Origin of the sequence: Coprobacillus cateniformis, assembly GCF_009767585.1 — a bacterium.
Classification (GTDB): domain Bacteria; phylum Bacillota_I; class Bacilli_A; order Erysipelotrichales; family Coprobacillaceae; genus Coprobacillus; species Coprobacillus cateniformis.
In genome coordinates, this window is sequence record NZ_WSNW01000001.1 from 1,868,014 (window position 1) to 1,884,879 (window position 16,866).

Below are 16,866 nucleotides of genomic sequence, written 5' to 3' on the forward strand. Positions count from 1 at the left end.
TGTTATTATATACAAATCATATAGTAAATATTATAATAAAATAAAAGGGGTTGATGGGGATGCAACGTATACTTATTGTTGAGGATGATAGTGAAATTAATAATATGATTAAAGAATTTCTAGAAGGCTATGACTATAATTGTCATCAGGCGTTTTCTGGAAGTGAGTGTAAACTTTTAACACATATGGAAAGTTATGACCTCATATTATTAGATTTAATGTTGCCAGGTATTTCAGGAGAAGAGCTTATTCAAGAACTAGCGAAGACATCTAAAGTAATTGTGTTATCAGCAAAAAGTGGTATTGAGAGTAAAGTGAATCTTTTAGAATTAGGTGCGAATGATTATATTTGTAAGCCATTCGATATTCATGAATTGCTTGCTAGAATTAAAGTTCAATTGCGTCAATATGAACCTAAACAAAGACAATTGATCTATAAAGATTGGACAATTGATTTAGATTTAATGACCTTAAATGCAGCAGGTCAATCCATAGATTTGACATCTCTAGAATTCAAAATTATTGAATTATTCATGCGTTATCCACAAAAGGTCTTTACAAAAGAGAATATCTATGAGTATGTTTGGGAAGATGATTATGTAGTTGGAGACAAAACAATTCATGTCCACATCAGTAATATACGAACAAAACTGAAATCAACAGGAACAGATCATTATATTCAGACTGTTTGGGGGATGGGATTTAAGCTTATAGATTAAAAACTTAAACTTTTCTTAAACATTCCTTTACGTTTATTGAAACTTAATATTCTATTCTATATTTAGAAAAGAAAGGGGTGTTGATATGAACACACAATATGTTGTGGAAACACATCAGTTATGCAAGCAATATGGTAAACAGTATGCTGTTAACCATATGGATATGCATATTAAGAAAGGTGATATTTATGGTTTTATTGGTAGAAATGGGGCTGGGAAGTCAACGACATTAAAGATGATAGCAGGGCTCATACATTCAAGTTTTGGGGAAATTAAACTTTTTGGTGGACCATCTGATAATCAGATCGCACATCAGCGTATAGGAATATTAATAGAAGAAGCAGGTTTATATCCTCATTTGAATGCTTATGATAATTTGGAATTACAAGCATTGTCTCTTGGAATCGTAGATAAGCAAGTTATTAATGATGTTTTAAAACTTATGAATTTAGAGCATGTAGGCTCAAAAAAGGTTAAGAATTTTTCTATGGGAATGAAACAAAGATTAGGTATTGCAATGGCAATGCTTGGAAATCCTGATTTCTTAATTTTAGATGAACCTATTAATGGTTTAGATCCAGAAGGTATTCGTGAAATGCGAGAAACTTTATTAAAATTAAATAAAGAACAAGGTATGACAATGATTATTAGTTCACATATTCTTGGTGAATTAAATAAATTAGCAACAACTTTTGGAATTATTAAAGATGGTGTTTTGATTCAAGAAATATCAAAAGATCAATTAGATGAAAAATGTAAAGAGTATTTATCAATTGAAGTTGATAATACTGAAAAAGCATGTTTTGTATTAGAAGAAATGACAGAAGAAATAGAATATGAAGTTAAAGATCAAACAGCATTACATATTTACAATTATACTGATTCATCAAAATTAATATCAGAATTTGTAAATGAAGGAATTGCTGTGCAATCTGCCACTTTCCATAACCAAGATTTAGAAGAATATTTCTTATCTTTAATGGAAGGAGGAGAAAGTCATGTTTAATATGCTGAGAATGGATTTAAAGAGATTACAGAAATCAAAATCATCCTATGTTATTTTCATATTATCTATATTCTTATTATTTATTTTCTTTGTTGCTATGTATATTGCATTAAATCCAGATTTGCAAAGTTGGATGAAAGCACGTGGATTCATTTTTCAAATGGATGGTATGGATTCTACTCAAACTTTATCTTTCATAGATTTATTTCATCTCACATATACTCAAAACTTTATAGCTATTCTTATAGGAATAGTCGTTGTTTTGTTTAACTGTCATGAAAATGAATGTGGTTTTTCTAAAAATATTTTAAGTACACATGTTAATCGTTTTTATTATGTTGTGAGTAAAATTATAGCTTTAAGTTTATATGCACTTCTTCTTATACTTGTGTGCTGTGGGGAACTTGTGTTATTAAATATTTGTGTTTCTTCATTCTTTATATGGAATACAATTAGTGAGATATTCCTTTATATTGCACTATTATGGTTTATTGCGATTGCATATGTTTGTATGTATACAACTTTGACAGTATGGCTTAAGAGTAAGTCTGGCTGTATAGGAACTGTTATTGTTTATGCAACAGGTCTTTGGATGGCAATCGCAAGTCCGTTATTAAATTTTGTTGGTTGGCAAAAAATACTTGATTATACATTGATGAGCCATTTAGGGCTATTAAGTAGGCAAGTACAGAATATTGATATCAATGTTATTTTGTTAATGTTAGTGAATGTACTTATCTTTATATTTCTTTATATATTATTAAGTACCTTAAAGTTAAATAGAAAAGATATCTAAAGGTGGTGGAATGATATGGTTTACTTCATTGTATTATCAATAATGCTAAATGTTTTTTTAATTGGATATATAATACGTAGTCATAATGAGATGAAACATCTGACTAAGCAATTGAAGACAGTCAAAACAGGTAGCCATATTCATTTGACATCACAGATTCATACCCAAGAATTTCATAACTTATATTTACAATTAAATCTTTTGATGGATAACTACAAAGAAAAACAGTATATCAATCAAAAAGCTGAACAACAACTCAAAATGACAATACAAAATATGGCACATGATTTAAGAACACCATTAACAAGTTCGATTGGATATATGCAGATGATAAAAGATAGTTATAATCAAGACAAAAATGAACGTTATCTTCATATTTCTTTATGTAAAATGGAAGAACTTAAAGATATGTTAGAAGAATTATTTCTATATACCAAATTAACATCTGAAAGTTATCAATTAGACAGAGAAGAAATTCCCATTTATCCAATCTTTGCAAATATTTTATTAAGCTTTTATGGACTTTTTCAAAATAATCATCAAGAGCCAATAGTTCATTTTGAAGATGAAGCTATTCAATGTCTAGTGAATCAGGAAGCTATTGAACGTGTATTTCAAAACATCATTAATAATGCCATTATACATGGAAAAGGTGATTTAAGAGTTTATCAAAAGGGACATCAAATAGAATTTATAAATACGATAAAAGAAACTTGTCCTCCTAATATTGAACATGTTTTTGATCGTTTTTATAAAGCTGATGTTTCAAGAAATAAGACATCATCTGGTCTTGGTTTAGCAATTGTAAAAGAATTTGTTGAGAAAATGGGTGGAACAGTACAAGCGAGAATTGAGGGAAATCAATTTATTATAGAATTATTATTAGATGAAACTAGGATTTATGAATCTTAGTTTTTTTGTTGACATGGAAACAAATATAAATTATATTGTATCTAAGGAAACAAAAAAAGGAGGGTGAATTATGTTTGTTGATTTCACTTTAAAAATTACACCAGAACTTATAATAGATGCACAAGGAAATGAGAAAAAATCATTAGTAGGGCATTTAGGGACACATTTTGATGTCATGAATAAGGAATTTCCATTGGAATATCTGCGTTTGCCTTCGGTTATATTTAATGTCCATAATAAACAAGAAATTCAATTCAATGACATTGATTTTAGTCAAATTAAGGAAGGAATGTTTGTTGGTTTTGCAACAGGCTTTATAGAGAATGTTGGCTATGGAAATAAAGAGTATTTTACTCAACATCCACAATTATCAAATGAGTTAATAGAAAAACTTATTGCCAAAAGAGTCGCTATTATAGGAATAGATTGTGCTGGTATTCGCAGAGGTAAAGAACATACGCCTATTGATCAGTATTGTGCTGATCATAATGTCTTTGTTATAGAAAATTTATGTAATCTACAAACCTTTCTTCATTCAAAGGATCACATGACCTGCTATATAAATACATATCCTGTTCATTATAGTGATATGACAGGATTACCATGTCGTGTTGTAGCAGAGGTATAATATGCATCAGGATTTATTAGATCTATTTGCTGAACAATTAGAAAAGCAGGATCAACTTTCTAAACTTACAGAAAGTGAATTTTTACATCAATATGGTTATTCTGATGTTCATAGCATCGATTTTATTGGTAATCATAAAGATGCTAATATTACACAGTTATCTTTACATCTTAAAATGACGAGAGGTGCAGCAAGCAAAATTGTCAAACGTTTATTAAAGCAAGAACTCATAGAAATGTATACAAAAGAAACCAATAAAAAAGAAAAATATTATTGTTTAACAAGAAAAGGTAAAAAGATCTTTAAAGAACATCAAAAACGTCATAAATTATGGGTGAAACGTGATACTGAATTTTTTAAAAGATATCCAGTCATTGAACTTCAATATGTGAAAGAATTTATGAAAGATTATAATCAGTATCTAGAAGAACAAATCAAAAGTATAGAAAAATAGTGACTATATAATATTTTATATTAACAATCCTTCCAATGGTAGTATGGAATGAACTATCATTGGAAGGATTTTCTTTCTTTAAGGAGATATATTAATTATTACATAAGATTTAAATTTTTATATCTTTATATATTTAAGTGTAAATATTAGTGATTAAATCATGTTTTTTTTACGCTATCTCTTTCAACAATTTTTGTTGCCACAAGTATTTTTAAATGACTTATATCACCATTGATTTTATTTATTAATCTTGATACTGCGATTTTTCCTAATTGCTTTTTGTCAACTTGTACAGTTGTTAAAGGTGGATTGAATAATTTACTAATAGGCAAATCATCAAATCCACATATTGAAATATCTATATTTAATTCTTGAAATGCACGTACTGCCCCAATTGCAATATTATCATTTACGGCATAAAAAGCTGTTGGAAGTTCATCCAAACTTAATTCGTTTAGAAAAGCCTTTAAATATGTTGCTGTATCCCTATATGATCCTTCAGGACTAGGATCGACTAATATTTCATTCTCTGGTCTAAAAGGTAAATTGTAATCATCCAAAGCATTTCTATAACCCATTTTCCTTTTCTTAAAGTTGTTAATTTGATAAGAAGAATTGATAAGTCCAATATTTTTATGCCCATTATCAATCAGTAGTTTTGTAATAGCATAACTGCCATCAGAATTGTTGATCGCAACATAGTCATATAACATATCATCATATTCATTATCTAATACAACAAGAGGTGTACAAACATTATCAAAGAGTTTTAAATCATCTATATCCATTTCTGTTCCTAACAAAAGTACTCCTTTTGTTTGATTTGATTTTAAACTTTTAGTAATTTCTGTATGTAGTGAATCAGAGTTAACATGGTGAATAATTAATTCGTATCCTTGGAGACTACATTCATTTTCGATTCCTCTAATCAGTTCTGAGAAAAATGGGGTATCTCCTATAATATGGGCATCTTTATAAATGATAATTAAACGAATGGTATTGTTATTACTACTGCTATTGTTTTTAAAATATCCCATCTCTCTAGCAATTTTTAATATATATTCACGTTTTTCTTCACTAATTCCTTTTCTGTTGTTCAATGCATTAGAAACAGTTCCATCAGAAACACCTGCTTTCAAAGCAATATCTCTAACTTTAACTTTCATGAAAACCCTCCTTTCTAAAGTAGGTATATGAAATATTATATATTATATTTTATTGTTTCTCAAATTATTTAGTTGAAAATTTATTTTTATTTAGTATATTACCTTGATTAATTGTTTTATCAAGCTCAAATACTAATTATTTAGTAAATGTTTAGTATATAAATTAAAAATATTTAGTTTTTGTATTGACTTAATTTAGTTGTGAAGTATATAATAAAGTCGAAGTAAGGGGTTTCAAGTAGGTTTGCAACAAAACAAAATGATATTGTATGAGGAGGAAATTAAAAAATGAACAAAGATGAATTGATGGTAAAGGTTTTGGGATTTGCAGGTAAAGTTCAGGGTAATAAATACTTAACAGCCATTTCCCAAGGATTAATGCAAACATTACCAATATTGATGATAGGATCAATTGCGTTACTATTAGCAGTGTTACCAATTGATGCATGGCAAGGTTTGATAACTGATTTGGGAATTAAAGCAAAGCTATTAGCGGGTTCAACATTAACAACGAGTTTAATTGCTTTATATTCATGTTTCTGTATTGGATATCAATTAGCAATTCAATATAAGCAAGATGGAATTGCAGCAGGATTGATTTCTGTATTTTCATTCTTGGTTTTAACGCCATTAAATGAGGGGGCTCTAGATACTTCATGGTTATCTGCTCAAGGCTTATTTGCAGCAATGATTGCTTCATTAGTGTGTACAAGAATTTATGTTTTATGTATTGAGAAAAATTTAACAATTAAAATGCCTGAAGGTGTTCCTGGGTTTGTTCAAAGAAGTTTTCAAACATTATTTCCTGCAATTATTTCAGGAGCAGTTGCTATGGTTGCCAGTTTCTTATTTGGTTTAACTAGCTATGGTTCATTTGCACAAATGATTTACTCAGTTGTCGCAATACCTTTACAAGGTTTAAGTGGAAATGTCTGGTCATTAGTATTTATAGTATTTATTCAGATGATTTTATGGTTCTTTGGTATCCATGGTTCTTTAGTAGTTGGAAGTTTTATTACAGCATTATATTTACCAATGGATACTGCAAATATGGATGCATTGGCAGCAGGTTTATCAAATAGCGAATTGCCACATATTCTAGGTAAGACATTCTATGGTTTATATGCAGGTATTGGTGGAGCAGGTGGAACTTTATCATTATTAATTGTTATCTTAATATTTGCTAAAGCGAAAAAGAATAAAACATTAGGTAAATTGGCTATTGTACCAGGCTGTTTTACAATTAATGAACCAGTAGTATTTGGTTATCCATTGATATTAAATCCAATTATGGCTATTCCATTTATTATAACACCATTAGTTCAAATTTTAGTGGCATATGCAGCCATTGCAGTTGGTCTTGTTCCAAGATTAACAGGTATTCAGGTTCCATTTGGCATGCCAATATTACTTAATGGATTCATGGCTGGTGGATGGCAACACGCTATATTGCAAATTATATGTATTGCAATAGGAGTAGCTATTTGGTTCCCATTCTTTAAGTTATCTGATAAAAAAGATTATGAACTAGAGCTCTCTGGAGAAGTTACGGGAGAATAAGTATGATAAGTGAAAAAATACAATTGAATAAAACAGCTTATTTAGAGACTTATTTATTAAATAATTCCCAAGAATATAACGTTGGTAAAAAGCGACCATTTGTTCTAGTTATACCTGGTGGTGGTTATGCCTTTACGAGTGATCGGGAAGCAGAACCAATTGCCCTAAAATTTAATAGTATTGGATTCAATAGTGGAGTTTTATGGTATACAGTCATGGACCAAGTTACAAATGTTCCCCATAATGCTTTAATAGAGGGGGCTATGGCTATTAAATATATAAGAGAACATGGAGAAGAATGGTTGATTGATACAGATAATATTATTGTATGTGGATTTTCTGCTGGTGGACATCTTACTGTTCAGTTGGCAACAAGATGGCATCAAGAATGGTTGGCTAAAGAATTAAATACGACAAGTGATATGTTAAAGGTTAATTTGGCTATTCCTTGTTATGCGGCTGCTAAAAGTAAAAAGTTTGCAGTAGATGATTTAGGGTTTGCACATCAGTTGATTGAAAATCCTAATACTGCAAATGTTCGTTTCTTTGGAGTGGAGGACCCTACGGATGAAGAGGTTGAAGCATATAATATATTAAATTATATTGATAAGCATACACCACCTATGTTTATTTGGCATACATTTGAAGATGTGTTGGTTGATGTATCAGCATCTATTGAATTAGCAGCAAAATTAAAAGAAAAAAATGTTCCATTTGAATTACATATATTTGAAAAAGGAGAACATGGTTTAGCATTATGTGATAGAACAACTTCACGAAAAGCCAGTCATCATAATAACCATGTTATTCATTGGTTTGAACTATGTGAGGAATGGTTATCTGATTATATAGATTAGGTATAAGAATATAGTCTAGGAATAGTTTGAATTCTTAGACTTTCTTAGTAAGGAGGGTAAAATGGATTTGCAGATTCTAAAAAATCAATCTTATGATTTACGAAAAGATATTATTGATTTATGTTATCAATCACAATCAGGACATGTTGGTGGCTCTTTATCTTCAATAGATCTTTTAAATGTTTTGTATTTCCATGTTATGAATGTTAGCCCAGTTCATTTTAATGAAGAAAATAGAGATCGTTTTATATTGAGTAAAGGTCATATTGCTGAAGCATTATATGTCGTACTTGCTAAAAAAGGATATTTTGACTTTAATGAATTAAATCAATATTGTAAATATGGTTCAAAATATTTTGGGCATCCCTCTTCTAAAGTAAAGGGAGTTGAACTGAACAGTGGGGCATTAGGACATGGTTTGGCTTTAGGTGTTGGGATAGCCATTGCAGCCAAAAAAATGAATAGAGATTATCGCACATATGTATTAATGGGCGATGGTGAATTGGCAGAGGGTTCAGTTTGGGAATCAGCAATGGCAGCAGCATTTTATCAATTAGATAATTTATGTACGATTGTTGATAGAAACCGGCTTCAAATTAGTGGTAATACTGAAGATATAATGGCGTTAGAGAATTTAAAAGAAAAATGGCAATCATTTGGTTTTGAAGTATTAGAGATTGATGGAAATAATTATCACCAAATTATAGATTCTTTTGAAAAAGCAAAAGAGATTAAAAATAAACCAACTCTTATTCTAGCAAATACAATAAAAGGTAAAGGGATATCTTTTATGGAAAACAAGGCAAGTTGGCATCATGGTGTTATTACTGATGAACAATATCAAACATGCTTAAAAGAATTGGAGGAAGCTAAAAATGAGCAGAATATCTAATAGAGCAGTTATCTGTGAAAAATTATTAGAATATGCAAAAAAAGATTCTCAAATCTGTATAGTGACAAGTGATTCAAGAGGGTCAGCTTCTTTAACTCCATTTGCTAATCAATATCCAGATAGAATTATTGAAGTTGGAATTGCTGAACAAAATTTAGTTGGTGTTAGTGCAGGACTAGCTTATGCAGGATTGAAACCATATGCAGCTTCGCCAGCTTGCTTTTTAACAATGCGTTCAATTGAACAAATTAAGGTTGATGTTGCCTATTCAAAAACAAATGTTAAATTAATTGGAATTAGTGCAGGTGTAAGTTATGGAGCATTAGGAATGACACATCATTCATTGCAAGATATTGCAGTCCTTGCAGCAATTCCAAACATGACAATTATAGCACCTGCTGATAGATATGAGACCGCAAAAATGATGGATGCATTACAAAAATTTGAAGGACCCGTATATATAAGAGTAAGTCGTAATCCAGTTGATGATGTTTATAGTCATACTGATTTTGATTATCAAATTGGGAAAGCGAATATTTTAAAACAGGGTGATGATATAACTCTGATTGCCTATGGGGATATGGTAAATGTGATTGATAAAGCAGGCCAGATTTTAGAAACTCAAGGAATACATGCTAGAGTTATTAATATGCATACTATTAAGCCATTAGATAAAGAAGTTATTATTAAGGCTGCTAATGAAACAAAAGGAATCATAGTTGTTGAAGAACATAGTATTTATAACGGTTTAGGAAGCTTAGTTAGCCAAATTGTTTGTGCAAATCATCCATGTCCAGTGAAAACAGTAGCATTACCAGATGATACATTAGTAACTGGCGAAGCACAAGAATTGTTTGATCATTATGATTTAACAAAAGAAAATATAGCATGTATGGCTAAGGAAATGTTAGAGGGTTAAAACATGAAATATATCTTAACTGTTGATCAAAGCACATTCTCAACAAAAGTATTTTTAATAGATGAAATGGGCCAGATCCATGCTTCAAAATCAATTAAACATAAACAAAACTACCCTGAAAATAACTGGGTAGAGCATGATGCTAGTGAAATTTATCATAACTTAGTTACAGCAACAGAAAATATTAAGCAGCAACATTCTAAATTATTTCAAGACATAGTAGGTATTGCAATTACAAATCAAAGAGAAACAACTGTATTGTGGGATAAAATCACACAAGAACCTGTTACAAATGCTATTGTCTGGCAATGTCGAAGAACTTTAAAAATATGTGATGAATTATCAAAATATGATGAAAGAGTAGAAGAGTTAACAGGTTTAAAAATCAATCCATATTTTTCAGCAACAAAATTAAAATGGCTTTTAGAGCATTATCCAGATAAAAATCGTTCATATGCTTTTGGAACAATAGAATCATGGTTAATTTATAAATTAACTCATGGCAAAAAACATGTTAGCGATGTTACAAATGCTTCAAGAACTTTATTGATGAATATTGAAACGTTAAAATGGGATGATGAGTTGTGCCAAATATTTGATATTCCCCAATATCTATTACCAGAAATATTAAATAATGACGATATATTTGGTTATTCAGATATTGAAGGGTTATTGCCATATAGAGTTCCAATATGCGGTATTATTGGCGATTCTCAAGCATCATTGTATGCCCAACATTGTTTTGAAAGTGGGGCAATGAAAGTTACATTAGGTACGGGTTCAAGTTTGTTAATGAATAGCGGGCATGAAAAACCAGAGAAAATGATAGGTATTGTTTCAGCTATAGCCTGGTGTTTAGATAAAGAAGTGACTTATGCTAGAGAAGCCATTATTAATTGTAGTTGTGATACTTTAAACTGGTTAAAAGATCAAATGCATTTGTTTAAAAAAGAGGATGAATTAAATGATATTTGGGATAAAGTTCCAAATAATGATGGCGTTTATTTAGTTCCAGCCTTTGTTGGTTTATCAGTTCCTTGGTGGTCTAATCATGCTAAAGCAAGTATCAGCGGATTATCTAGAAGCCACACTTATAATCATGTACTCAGAGCGGGATTGGAGTCAATTGTTTATCAGATTTTTGATGCTGCTGCGACATTAATGTATGATTCCCAACAAAAATTAAATGTTGATGGTGGGGCAGTATTTAATGAAGGATTATTACAATTTTTATCTGATATTTTAAATATGGAAGTTGGTGTAAGTCTTCATTGTGATTTATCAGCAATGGGAGCTTATGAAATTGCCAGAACCCGTTTATTAAGTAAAGAGAAATTGATAAATGTTCAAAAAACATATTATCCAAATATGTCTAAAGAAGATAGAATTAAAAATATTGAAGGGTGGCATTATGCTGTTGAAGGTGTTCTTGCTATGAGTGAGAAAGAAAGGTGACAAAATGAATAAAGTAAGATTAGGGTATATTCCTACAAGGAGAGATATTTTTAGTAAAGAAGATGCTATTAAATATAAAGAGTTAATTCTTGAAAAACTAAAAAGTTGGAATATTGATATTGTTGATATTGAAGATATCAATGAAGAAGGTCTATTATTTGATGATAATGATATAGATAAAATTGTTGATAAAATGGTAGAGAATAAAGTAGATGCGTTATTCTTCCCACATTGTAATTTTGGTACAGAATATTTGGTAGCTATGGTTGCGAAAAGACTGAATTTACCGACTTTAATATGGGGTCCAAGAGATGAAGAACCATTATCTGATGGTGCACGTTTAAGAGATTCTCAATGTGGTTTGTTTGCAACTGGTAAAGTTCTAAGGAGGTTTTCGGTCAAATTTACTTATTTAACAATGTGTCGTTTAAAAGATAAACAATTTAAAGAGGGGGTATTTAGATTTCTAGCAACTGCTAATATTGTTAAAGAAATGAGAGATCTGACTATCTTACAAATCTCTACAAGACCAGCAGGATTCTGGACGATGATGGTTAATGAAGGTGAATTATTAGAAAGATTTAATGTTAAAATTCATCCAATAGATTTATCTGAAATCAAAGAGGAAATGGATCGTATAAAAAAAGAAGATGGAGATGCTTTGCATAAAACTATGGTATATTTGAAAGAAAATACAGTTGTAGGAATTAATGATCAAGCGGTTAAAGATGTTTCCGCATTAAAATGTGCAATTAAAAATTTAGCAGATAGATATCATTGTAAAGCGGCGGCTATTCAATGCTGGAATGCCATGCAAGGTGTTTTAGGAATTTTCCCATGTGCAGCAAATGCTTTGTTAACAGATGAAAGATTTCCAGTGACTTGTGAAACAGATATCCATGGGGCTATTACGGCAATCATGGCACAAGCAGCATCATTAGAGAATAACGTGACATTCTTTGCTGATTGGACAGTTCCACATCCAACAAATGATAATGCTGAATTATTACAACATTGTGGACCTTGGCCAATTTCATTAATGAAAGAAAAACCAAAATTAGGAGCTCCATTTGCTTTTCATCATTCTCATCCTGGATCATTACATGGTGAAATGAAAGAAGGTCAAGTGAGTATCTTAAGATTTGATGGTGATAATGGAGAATATTCTATGCTTATGGGAGAAGCTCATACTGTAGAAGGACCATTTAATCAAGGAACATATGTATGGATTGAAGTAAACAATTTAAAGAAACTTGAAGATAAACTTGTAAAAGGACCATATGTACATCATTGTGTAGGTATTTATGAAAATATATTGCCACAAATCTATGATGCATGTCATTATATAGATGGATTAATTCCTGATCTTTATGATCGAGATGAAGAATCATTAGCAGCAATTATAAGGGGTGAATAATATGACATTAACAATTCATAAGAAAAATTTTATTAAAGATGGAAAACCATTCTTTTACCTAGCAGATACATGTTGGTCGGCTTTTACGAACATTCCTGAAAATGATTGGCATTACTATTTACAATATCGTAAAAGACAGGGATATAATGTATTACAAATTAACATACTTCCCCAATGGGATGCTAGTGGCACAGATTTAAATTATGTACCATATGTATTAAAAGAAGATGGAGGGTATGACTTTACAAAAATTAATGATGATTATTTTCAACATGCGAAAAGAATGTGTGAAATTGCTAAAGAGTATAATTTTGAATTAGCATTAGTTGCATTATGGTGTAACTATGTACCAAAAACATGGGCAAACAATATGTTACCATTAAATACAATGCCATTTGATTGTGTTGATAGATATATTGAAAAAGTTGATGAAACATTTACACAATTTAATCCCATCTATATTATTAGTGGAGATACTGATTTAAATGAAGAAATAACAAGAAACTATTATAATAAAGCAAGTGACCTATTAAGGGAAGCTGCTCCTCAATGTATACAGACATTACATGTAAGAGGACGCTTAATGGAAATACCTGAAGAAATGATTAATAGAATGGATTTCTATATGTTTCAATCTGGCCATAATGCAAAAACAGAAAATTTATGTATGACATATCGTTTACCTGAATATTTTGTTGAAAATTATCCAGGAAAACCATTAATTAATTCAGAACCTTGTTATGAACAAATGGGTTCTTCAGGAAGAATTTATGGTAGACATCATCGTTTCAATATTAGACGTGCAGCTTGGCAAAGTTTACTTTCAGGAGCTTGTTCAGGTATAACATATGGCGCAGCTGGTATCTATAGTTGGCATATTTATGGTAAGAACTTTGGTTCAGCAATAGGTGAGGGATTTGATATGCCTAATCCATGGCAACAGGCAATTCATTACCCAGGGGCATGGGAATATGGGGATATTAAACATATTTTTAATGAATTCCAGGTTACTGAATTAATTTCAAAGCAGAAGGTTTTGTTGAATAATACAGAAGAAATTAGGGTAGCTTGTACTCCAGATGAAAAATTGATGATGATCTACCTTCCAGAAAATACAACAATTAAATTGAATTATCATTTTTCAGAAGATGATGAATGCACAATCATTGATTTAAATACACTACATAGAGAATGTGGAAGAATATACAATCACAAGGATATTTGTTATTTGGATATGCACGTTTTTGAACATGATGTGCTTTATATTATTAGGAGAAAATAATGAGTAATATTTTATTGTTATGTGCTAGTGGAGTAACATCATCATTATTAGCACAAAAGTTAAATAGAATAGTTGAAAATGATTTGAATGGCTATAATTTAATAACTTGTTCAATTTGTGATGTGGCAAGGTATGCAGATGATACATCAATTATGTTACTCACACCACAGGTGAGATTTAATTATGATAAAATACAACAAATGTATTCAGATAAACATGTTTTAAAAATAGATAATAAAGATTATAAACAATTAAATATTGATAATATTCTTGAGATGATTAAAAATCAAATATACTAGTATAAAAAAGGATTATAAGTTTTCTTCTATATGATTTTCTTCCCTTAAAGCAAAGAGAACGCATAATCCTATTTTTGGAGGTTCATATGAAATTATTTTTAGATAGTGCAAATATAGAGGAAATAAAAAGGGCTAATGAATTTGGAATTATTTGCGGAGTGACAACAAATCCATCTATAATTGCAAAAGAAGGAAAAGATTTTAAAGAAATGATTCAACAAATGACACAAATTATTGATGGTCCAATAAGTGGAGAAGTCAAGCCGACAACAGAAGAGGCCAAAGATATGATCAGAGAAGGTCGTAGTATTGCTAGTTTACATCCCAATATGGTTGTTAAATTGCCAACAACACCAGAAGGATTAAAAGCCTGTCATGTATTATCGAAGGAAGGTATTAAAACAAATTTAACACTTGTTTTCTCAGTCCCTCAAGCCTTACTTGCTGCCAGAGCAGGAGCTACTTATGTTTCACCATTTATTGGTAGAATAGATGATATTTCTATGGATGGGTTACAATTAATAAAAGATATTGCTCAAATATTTAAAATTTACAATTTATCAACGCAAATCATTTGTGCTAGCATAAGAAATGCATATCATATTATTGGATGTGCAAAAACTGGTGCTGATATAGCAACTGTTCCATATAGCATTATTGAACAAATGGTTAAACATCCTTTGACAGACAAAGGATTAGAAAAGTTCAAAAATGATTATATTGCTGTATTTGGAGAATAAAATTAGGTAATAGAAGATATAAGAGTATTGCTTTTAATTTGTATAGAGTTAAACTTTCTCTACTATGTAATAAGATGATTGACTGCATCATTATATTCAAAGAAAACTTATTTAATAATAAATCTATGTGAAGAGCAATATGAGATATAAAATACCATAAAAGATGAGAAGATATGATTTTTAGATTGATTTTAAAAAAGTATTTGATAGCATAAGAAATTCCATAAAGTAAAAAGGCAGAAATCTGCCTGCAAATGGTTCATAGGTTAATTTAAATTGGTACTTTGACAAATAGAACTAAAAAAGAAAAATTGAATTAAAAATCGTTTTATAATTTATTAAAAATGCAGTTTAAATACTGTGTTTTTTAGAAAATAAAACTAGAAGCAGATCCTTATTGTATTCTCTTACTTCCAGTTACATTCCTTCACTATTTTTTTACATATGCAATTAGACGAGCTCCTGGACCTGCATGTGTTCCAATGACTGGACCAACAAAACCATGAAGAACATCCTCAAACTTAAATTCATCACGCAATGCTTGCTCAAATTTTTCTAAGCCCTCATCATTACCTGTATATCCTATACAAATAGGTTCTTTGAAATCAATTTCACCATCTTCATGTATTAATTCAATGATTTTTGCAGTGGCTTTCACAGCCCCTCTTGCTTTAGAGAACATTTCTAGTTTTCCATCACGTAATCCAATAATTGGTTTTACTTTTAGAAGTGTTCCAGCTGCGGCAACTGTCTTAGACATTCTTCCACCTTTACAAAGATATTCTAAAGTGTCAACAAATGCGACAATACGTACACGTTCTTTATAAGCTTGTAATTCGTTGAAAATAGTTTCTGCGTCTTTTCCTTCTTCACGTAAAGCAACGGCTTTTAATACCAAAAGTCTTAAAGCTTGAGTTGCATTTAAACTATCAATAACATAAATATTTTCATATTCAGCTAAATCTTTTGCTATATTAGCACTTTGATAAGTTCCGCTAATAGTACCAGAAAGTGTCATAACAATGACACTATCACCTTTTTCTTTGGCTTCTTCATAGTAGTTTAGGAATTCTTGTGGTGAAGGTTGCGATGTTGTTGGCAGAACTTCACTTTTTTCTAATAAACTATAGAACTGATCAGGCTGTAAATCAACTCGGTCTTTATATTCTTTACCATCAATAATCACTTTTAATGGAACAATGTCAATATTTAATTCTTTTGCATAAGTAACATCTATATCAGATGTTGAATCAGTTATAATTTTAATCATTTTATTCTCCTTGTGTCATATTCTCTTGAACTGTTCTTAACATTTTTTCAAGAAGTTCAACTTCTTCGCGACTAAACATATTTTCAATATCACCAAGGGTCTTTTTAATATAGCGATCGTTATCACGATAACAAGATAAGAATTTCTTTGTGACTTTTAAACGAAAAGCTCTTTTATCTTCTTTGCAGACTGTTTTTGTTAAATAACCTTTATCAATCATTTGATTGATTTTATAAGTTGCATTAGGTTGAGAAATGCCCATATATTTTGCATAATCTAAAATAGTAGGGTTATCTAACATATATATAATGTCTAAACTAAATGCTTCTTGCATAGTTAATTCTTTTGAATTCGCACACATAGATGCATAGAAATTCATTTTGAAGATGTTATAAACTGCTTGGAATTCTTTACTTAACATAGTACACCTCCTTTGATGATACTTAAAATATTTTAAGTACAGTATAATAGATTTTTTATGATTGTCAATAAAA

Annotated in this window: 18 protein-coding genes; 15 read left to right on the top strand and 3 right to left on the bottom strand. The window is 30.3% G+C overall.

The genetic code is table 11. The features are described from left to right. The first annotated feature begins 59 nt into the window (after positions 1-59). The 6 genes from GQF29_RS09320 (at position 60) to GQF29_RS09345 (ending at position 4,515) form a co-directional block, all read left to right on the top strand. A complete protein-coding gene (locus tag GQF29_RS09320; protein WP_017143978.1) occupies positions 60-719 on the top strand; it encodes a response regulator transcription factor in 660 nt (219 codons plus the stop codon). A gap of 85 nt (positions 720-804) precedes the next feature. After that, positions 805-1,725, top strand: a complete 921-nt coding sequence (locus tag GQF29_RS09325; protein WP_008790679.1) for an ATP-binding cassette domain-containing protein — start codon at positions 805-807, stop codon at positions 1,723-1,725. Next, entirely contained in the window at positions 1,718-2,521 is an 804-nt protein-coding gene (locus tag GQF29_RS09330; RefSeq protein ID WP_008790678.1) for an ABC transporter permease, read from the top strand. Before GQF29_RS09325 ends, GQF29_RS09330 begins: the two co-directional genes overlap by 8 nt. A gap of 15 nt (positions 2,522-2,536) precedes the next feature. Further along, positions 2,537-3,433 (top strand): sensor histidine kinase, encoded by an 897-nt coding sequence (locus GQF29_RS09335; protein WP_008790677.1) that lies wholly within the window; start codon positions 2,537-2,539, stop codon positions 3,431-3,433. 70 nt (positions 3,434-3,503) lie between these two features. Then, positions 3,504-4,061, top strand: a complete 558-nt coding sequence (locus GQF29_RS09340; protein WP_008790676.1) for a cyclase family protein — start codon at positions 3,504-3,506, stop codon at positions 4,059-4,061. 1 nt (position 4,062) lies between these two features. Beyond that, on the top strand, positions 4,063-4,515 hold the full coding sequence (locus tag GQF29_RS09345; RefSeq protein WP_008790675.1) for a MarR family transcriptional regulator: 453 nt from the start codon (positions 4,063-4,065) through the stop codon (positions 4,513-4,515). Between the two features lie 158 nt (positions 4,516-4,673). Here GQF29_RS09345 and GQF29_RS09350 read toward each other — a convergent pair whose 3' ends face one another. Continuing rightward, a complete protein-coding gene (locus GQF29_RS09350; protein WP_008790674.1) occupies positions 4,674-5,681 on the bottom strand; it encodes a substrate-binding domain-containing protein in 1,008 nt (335 codons plus the stop codon). Between the two features lie 288 nt (positions 5,682-5,969). Here GQF29_RS09350 and GQF29_RS09355 point away from each other — a divergent pair, with 288 nt between their 5' ends. From GQF29_RS09355 to fsa, 9 genes are all read left to right on the top strand, one after another. Further along, the gene (locus tag GQF29_RS09355) at positions 5,970-7,241 is read left to right on the top strand and encodes a PTS sugar transporter subunit IIC (protein ID WP_008790673.1); all 1,272 of its coding nucleotides are present in this window, start codon (positions 5,970-5,972) and stop codon (positions 7,239-7,241) included. 2 nt (positions 7,242-7,243) lie between these two features. After that, the gene (locus GQF29_RS09360; RefSeq protein ID WP_008790672.1) at positions 7,244-8,098 is read left to right on the top strand and encodes an alpha/beta hydrolase; all 855 of its coding nucleotides are present in this window, start codon (positions 7,244-7,246) and stop codon (positions 8,096-8,098) included. Positions 8,099-8,159: 61 nt separating this feature from the next. Then, positions 8,160-8,990: a transketolase gene (locus GQF29_RS09365; protein WP_008790671.1), complete on the top strand. Its 831-nt coding sequence runs from the start codon at positions 8,160-8,162 to the stop codon at positions 8,988-8,990. Then, positions 8,974-9,909: a transketolase family protein gene (locus GQF29_RS09370; RefSeq protein ID WP_008790670.1), complete on the top strand. Its 936-nt coding sequence runs from the start codon at positions 8,974-8,976 to the stop codon at positions 9,907-9,909. Before GQF29_RS09365 ends, GQF29_RS09370 begins: the two co-directional genes overlap by 17 nt. Before the next feature lie 3 nt (positions 9,910-9,912). Beyond that, positions 9,913-11,364, top strand: coding sequence for an FGGY-family carbohydrate kinase (locus GQF29_RS09375; protein WP_008790669.1), 1,452 nt, complete (start codon positions 9,913-9,915; stop codon positions 11,362-11,364). A gap of 4 nt (positions 11,365-11,368) precedes the next feature. Further along, positions 11,369-12,781 (top strand): L-fucose/L-arabinose isomerase family protein, encoded by a 1,413-nt coding sequence (locus GQF29_RS09380; protein ID WP_008790668.1) that lies wholly within the window; start codon positions 11,369-11,371, stop codon positions 12,779-12,781. A gap of 1 nt (position 12,782) precedes the next feature. Then, the gene (locus GQF29_RS09385) at positions 12,783-14,063 is read left to right on the top strand and encodes a glycoside hydrolase family 140 protein (RefSeq protein ID WP_008790667.1); all 1,281 of its coding nucleotides are present in this window, start codon (positions 12,783-12,785) and stop codon (positions 14,061-14,063) included. Further along, a complete protein-coding gene (locus GQF29_RS09390) occupies positions 14,063-14,362 on the top strand; it encodes a PTS sugar transporter subunit IIB (RefSeq protein WP_008790666.1) in 300 nt (99 codons plus the stop codon). The genes GQF29_RS09385 and GQF29_RS09390 overlap by 1 nt, the downstream gene beginning before the upstream one ends. Positions 14,363-14,448: 86 nt before the next feature. Continuing rightward, entirely contained in the window at positions 14,449-15,102 is a 654-nt protein-coding gene (gene fsa / locus GQF29_RS09395) for a fructose-6-phosphate aldolase (protein WP_008790665.1), read from the top strand. Between the two features lie 430 nt (positions 15,103-15,532). On the opposite strand, the gene GQF29_RS09400 is transcribed toward fsa, so the two are convergent. Together GQF29_RS09400 and GQF29_RS09405 are read right to left on the bottom strand one after the other, a co-directional pair. Continuing rightward, a complete protein-coding gene (locus GQF29_RS09400) occupies positions 15,533-16,372 on the bottom strand; it encodes a DegV family protein (protein ID WP_008790664.1) in 840 nt (279 codons plus the stop codon). Between the two features lies 1 nt (position 16,373). Beyond that, positions 16,374-16,793: a MarR family transcriptional regulator gene (locus GQF29_RS09405; RefSeq protein ID WP_008790663.1), complete on the bottom strand. Its 420-nt coding sequence runs from the start codon at positions 16,791-16,793 to the stop codon at positions 16,374-16,376. Positions 16,794-16,866: the final 73 nt, after the last annotated feature.

Coding starts and splice junctions, on each gene's coding strand:
- GQF29_RS09320 (WP_017143978.1), top strand. CDS start 60: ATGCAACGTATACTTATTGTTGAGGATGATAGTGAAATTAATAATATG.
- GQF29_RS09325 (WP_008790679.1), top strand. CDS start 805: ATGAACACACAATATGTTGTGGAAACACATCAGTTATGCAAGCAATAT.
- GQF29_RS09330 (WP_008790678.1), top strand. CDS start 1,718: ATGTTTAATATGCTGAGAATGGATTTAAAGAGATTACAGAAATCAAAA.
- GQF29_RS09335 (WP_008790677.1), top strand. CDS start 2,537: ATGGTTTACTTCATTGTATTATCAATAATGCTAAATGTTTTTTTAATT.
- GQF29_RS09340 (WP_008790676.1), top strand. CDS start 3,504: ATGTTTGTTGATTTCACTTTAAAAATTACACCAGAACTTATAATAGAT.
- GQF29_RS09345 (WP_008790675.1), top strand. CDS start 4,063: ATGCATCAGGATTTATTAGATCTATTTGCTGAACAATTAGAAAAGCAG.
- GQF29_RS09350 (WP_008790674.1), bottom strand. CDS start 5,681: ATGAAAGTTAAAGTTAGAGATATTGCTTTGAAAGCAGGTGTTTCTGAT.
- GQF29_RS09355 (WP_008790673.1), top strand. CDS start 5,970: ATGAACAAAGATGAATTGATGGTAAAGGTTTTGGGATTTGCAGGTAAA.
- GQF29_RS09360 (WP_008790672.1), top strand. CDS start 7,244: ATGATAAGTGAAAAAATACAATTGAATAAAACAGCTTATTTAGAGACT.
- GQF29_RS09365 (WP_008790671.1), top strand. CDS start 8,160: ATGGATTTGCAGATTCTAAAAAATCAATCTTATGATTTACGAAAAGAT.
- GQF29_RS09370 (WP_008790670.1), top strand. CDS start 8,974: ATGAGCAGAATATCTAATAGAGCAGTTATCTGTGAAAAATTATTAGAA.
- GQF29_RS09375 (WP_008790669.1), top strand. CDS start 9,913: ATGAAATATATCTTAACTGTTGATCAAAGCACATTCTCAACAAAAGTA.
- GQF29_RS09380 (WP_008790668.1), top strand. CDS start 11,369: ATGAATAAAGTAAGATTAGGGTATATTCCTACAAGGAGAGATATTTTT.
- GQF29_RS09385 (WP_008790667.1), top strand. CDS start 12,783: ATGACATTAACAATTCATAAGAAAAATTTTATTAAAGATGGAAAACCA.
- GQF29_RS09390 (WP_008790666.1), top strand. CDS start 14,063: ATGAGTAATATTTTATTGTTATGTGCTAGTGGAGTAACATCATCATTA.
- fsa (WP_008790665.1), top strand. CDS start 14,449: ATGAAATTATTTTTAGATAGTGCAAATATAGAGGAAATAAAAAGGGCT.
- GQF29_RS09400 (WP_008790664.1), bottom strand. CDS start 16,372: ATGATTAAAATTATAACTGATTCAACATCTGATATAGATGTTACTTAT.
- GQF29_RS09405 (WP_008790663.1), bottom strand. CDS start 16,793: ATGTTAAGTAAAGAATTCCAAGCAGTTTATAACATCTTCAAAATGAAT.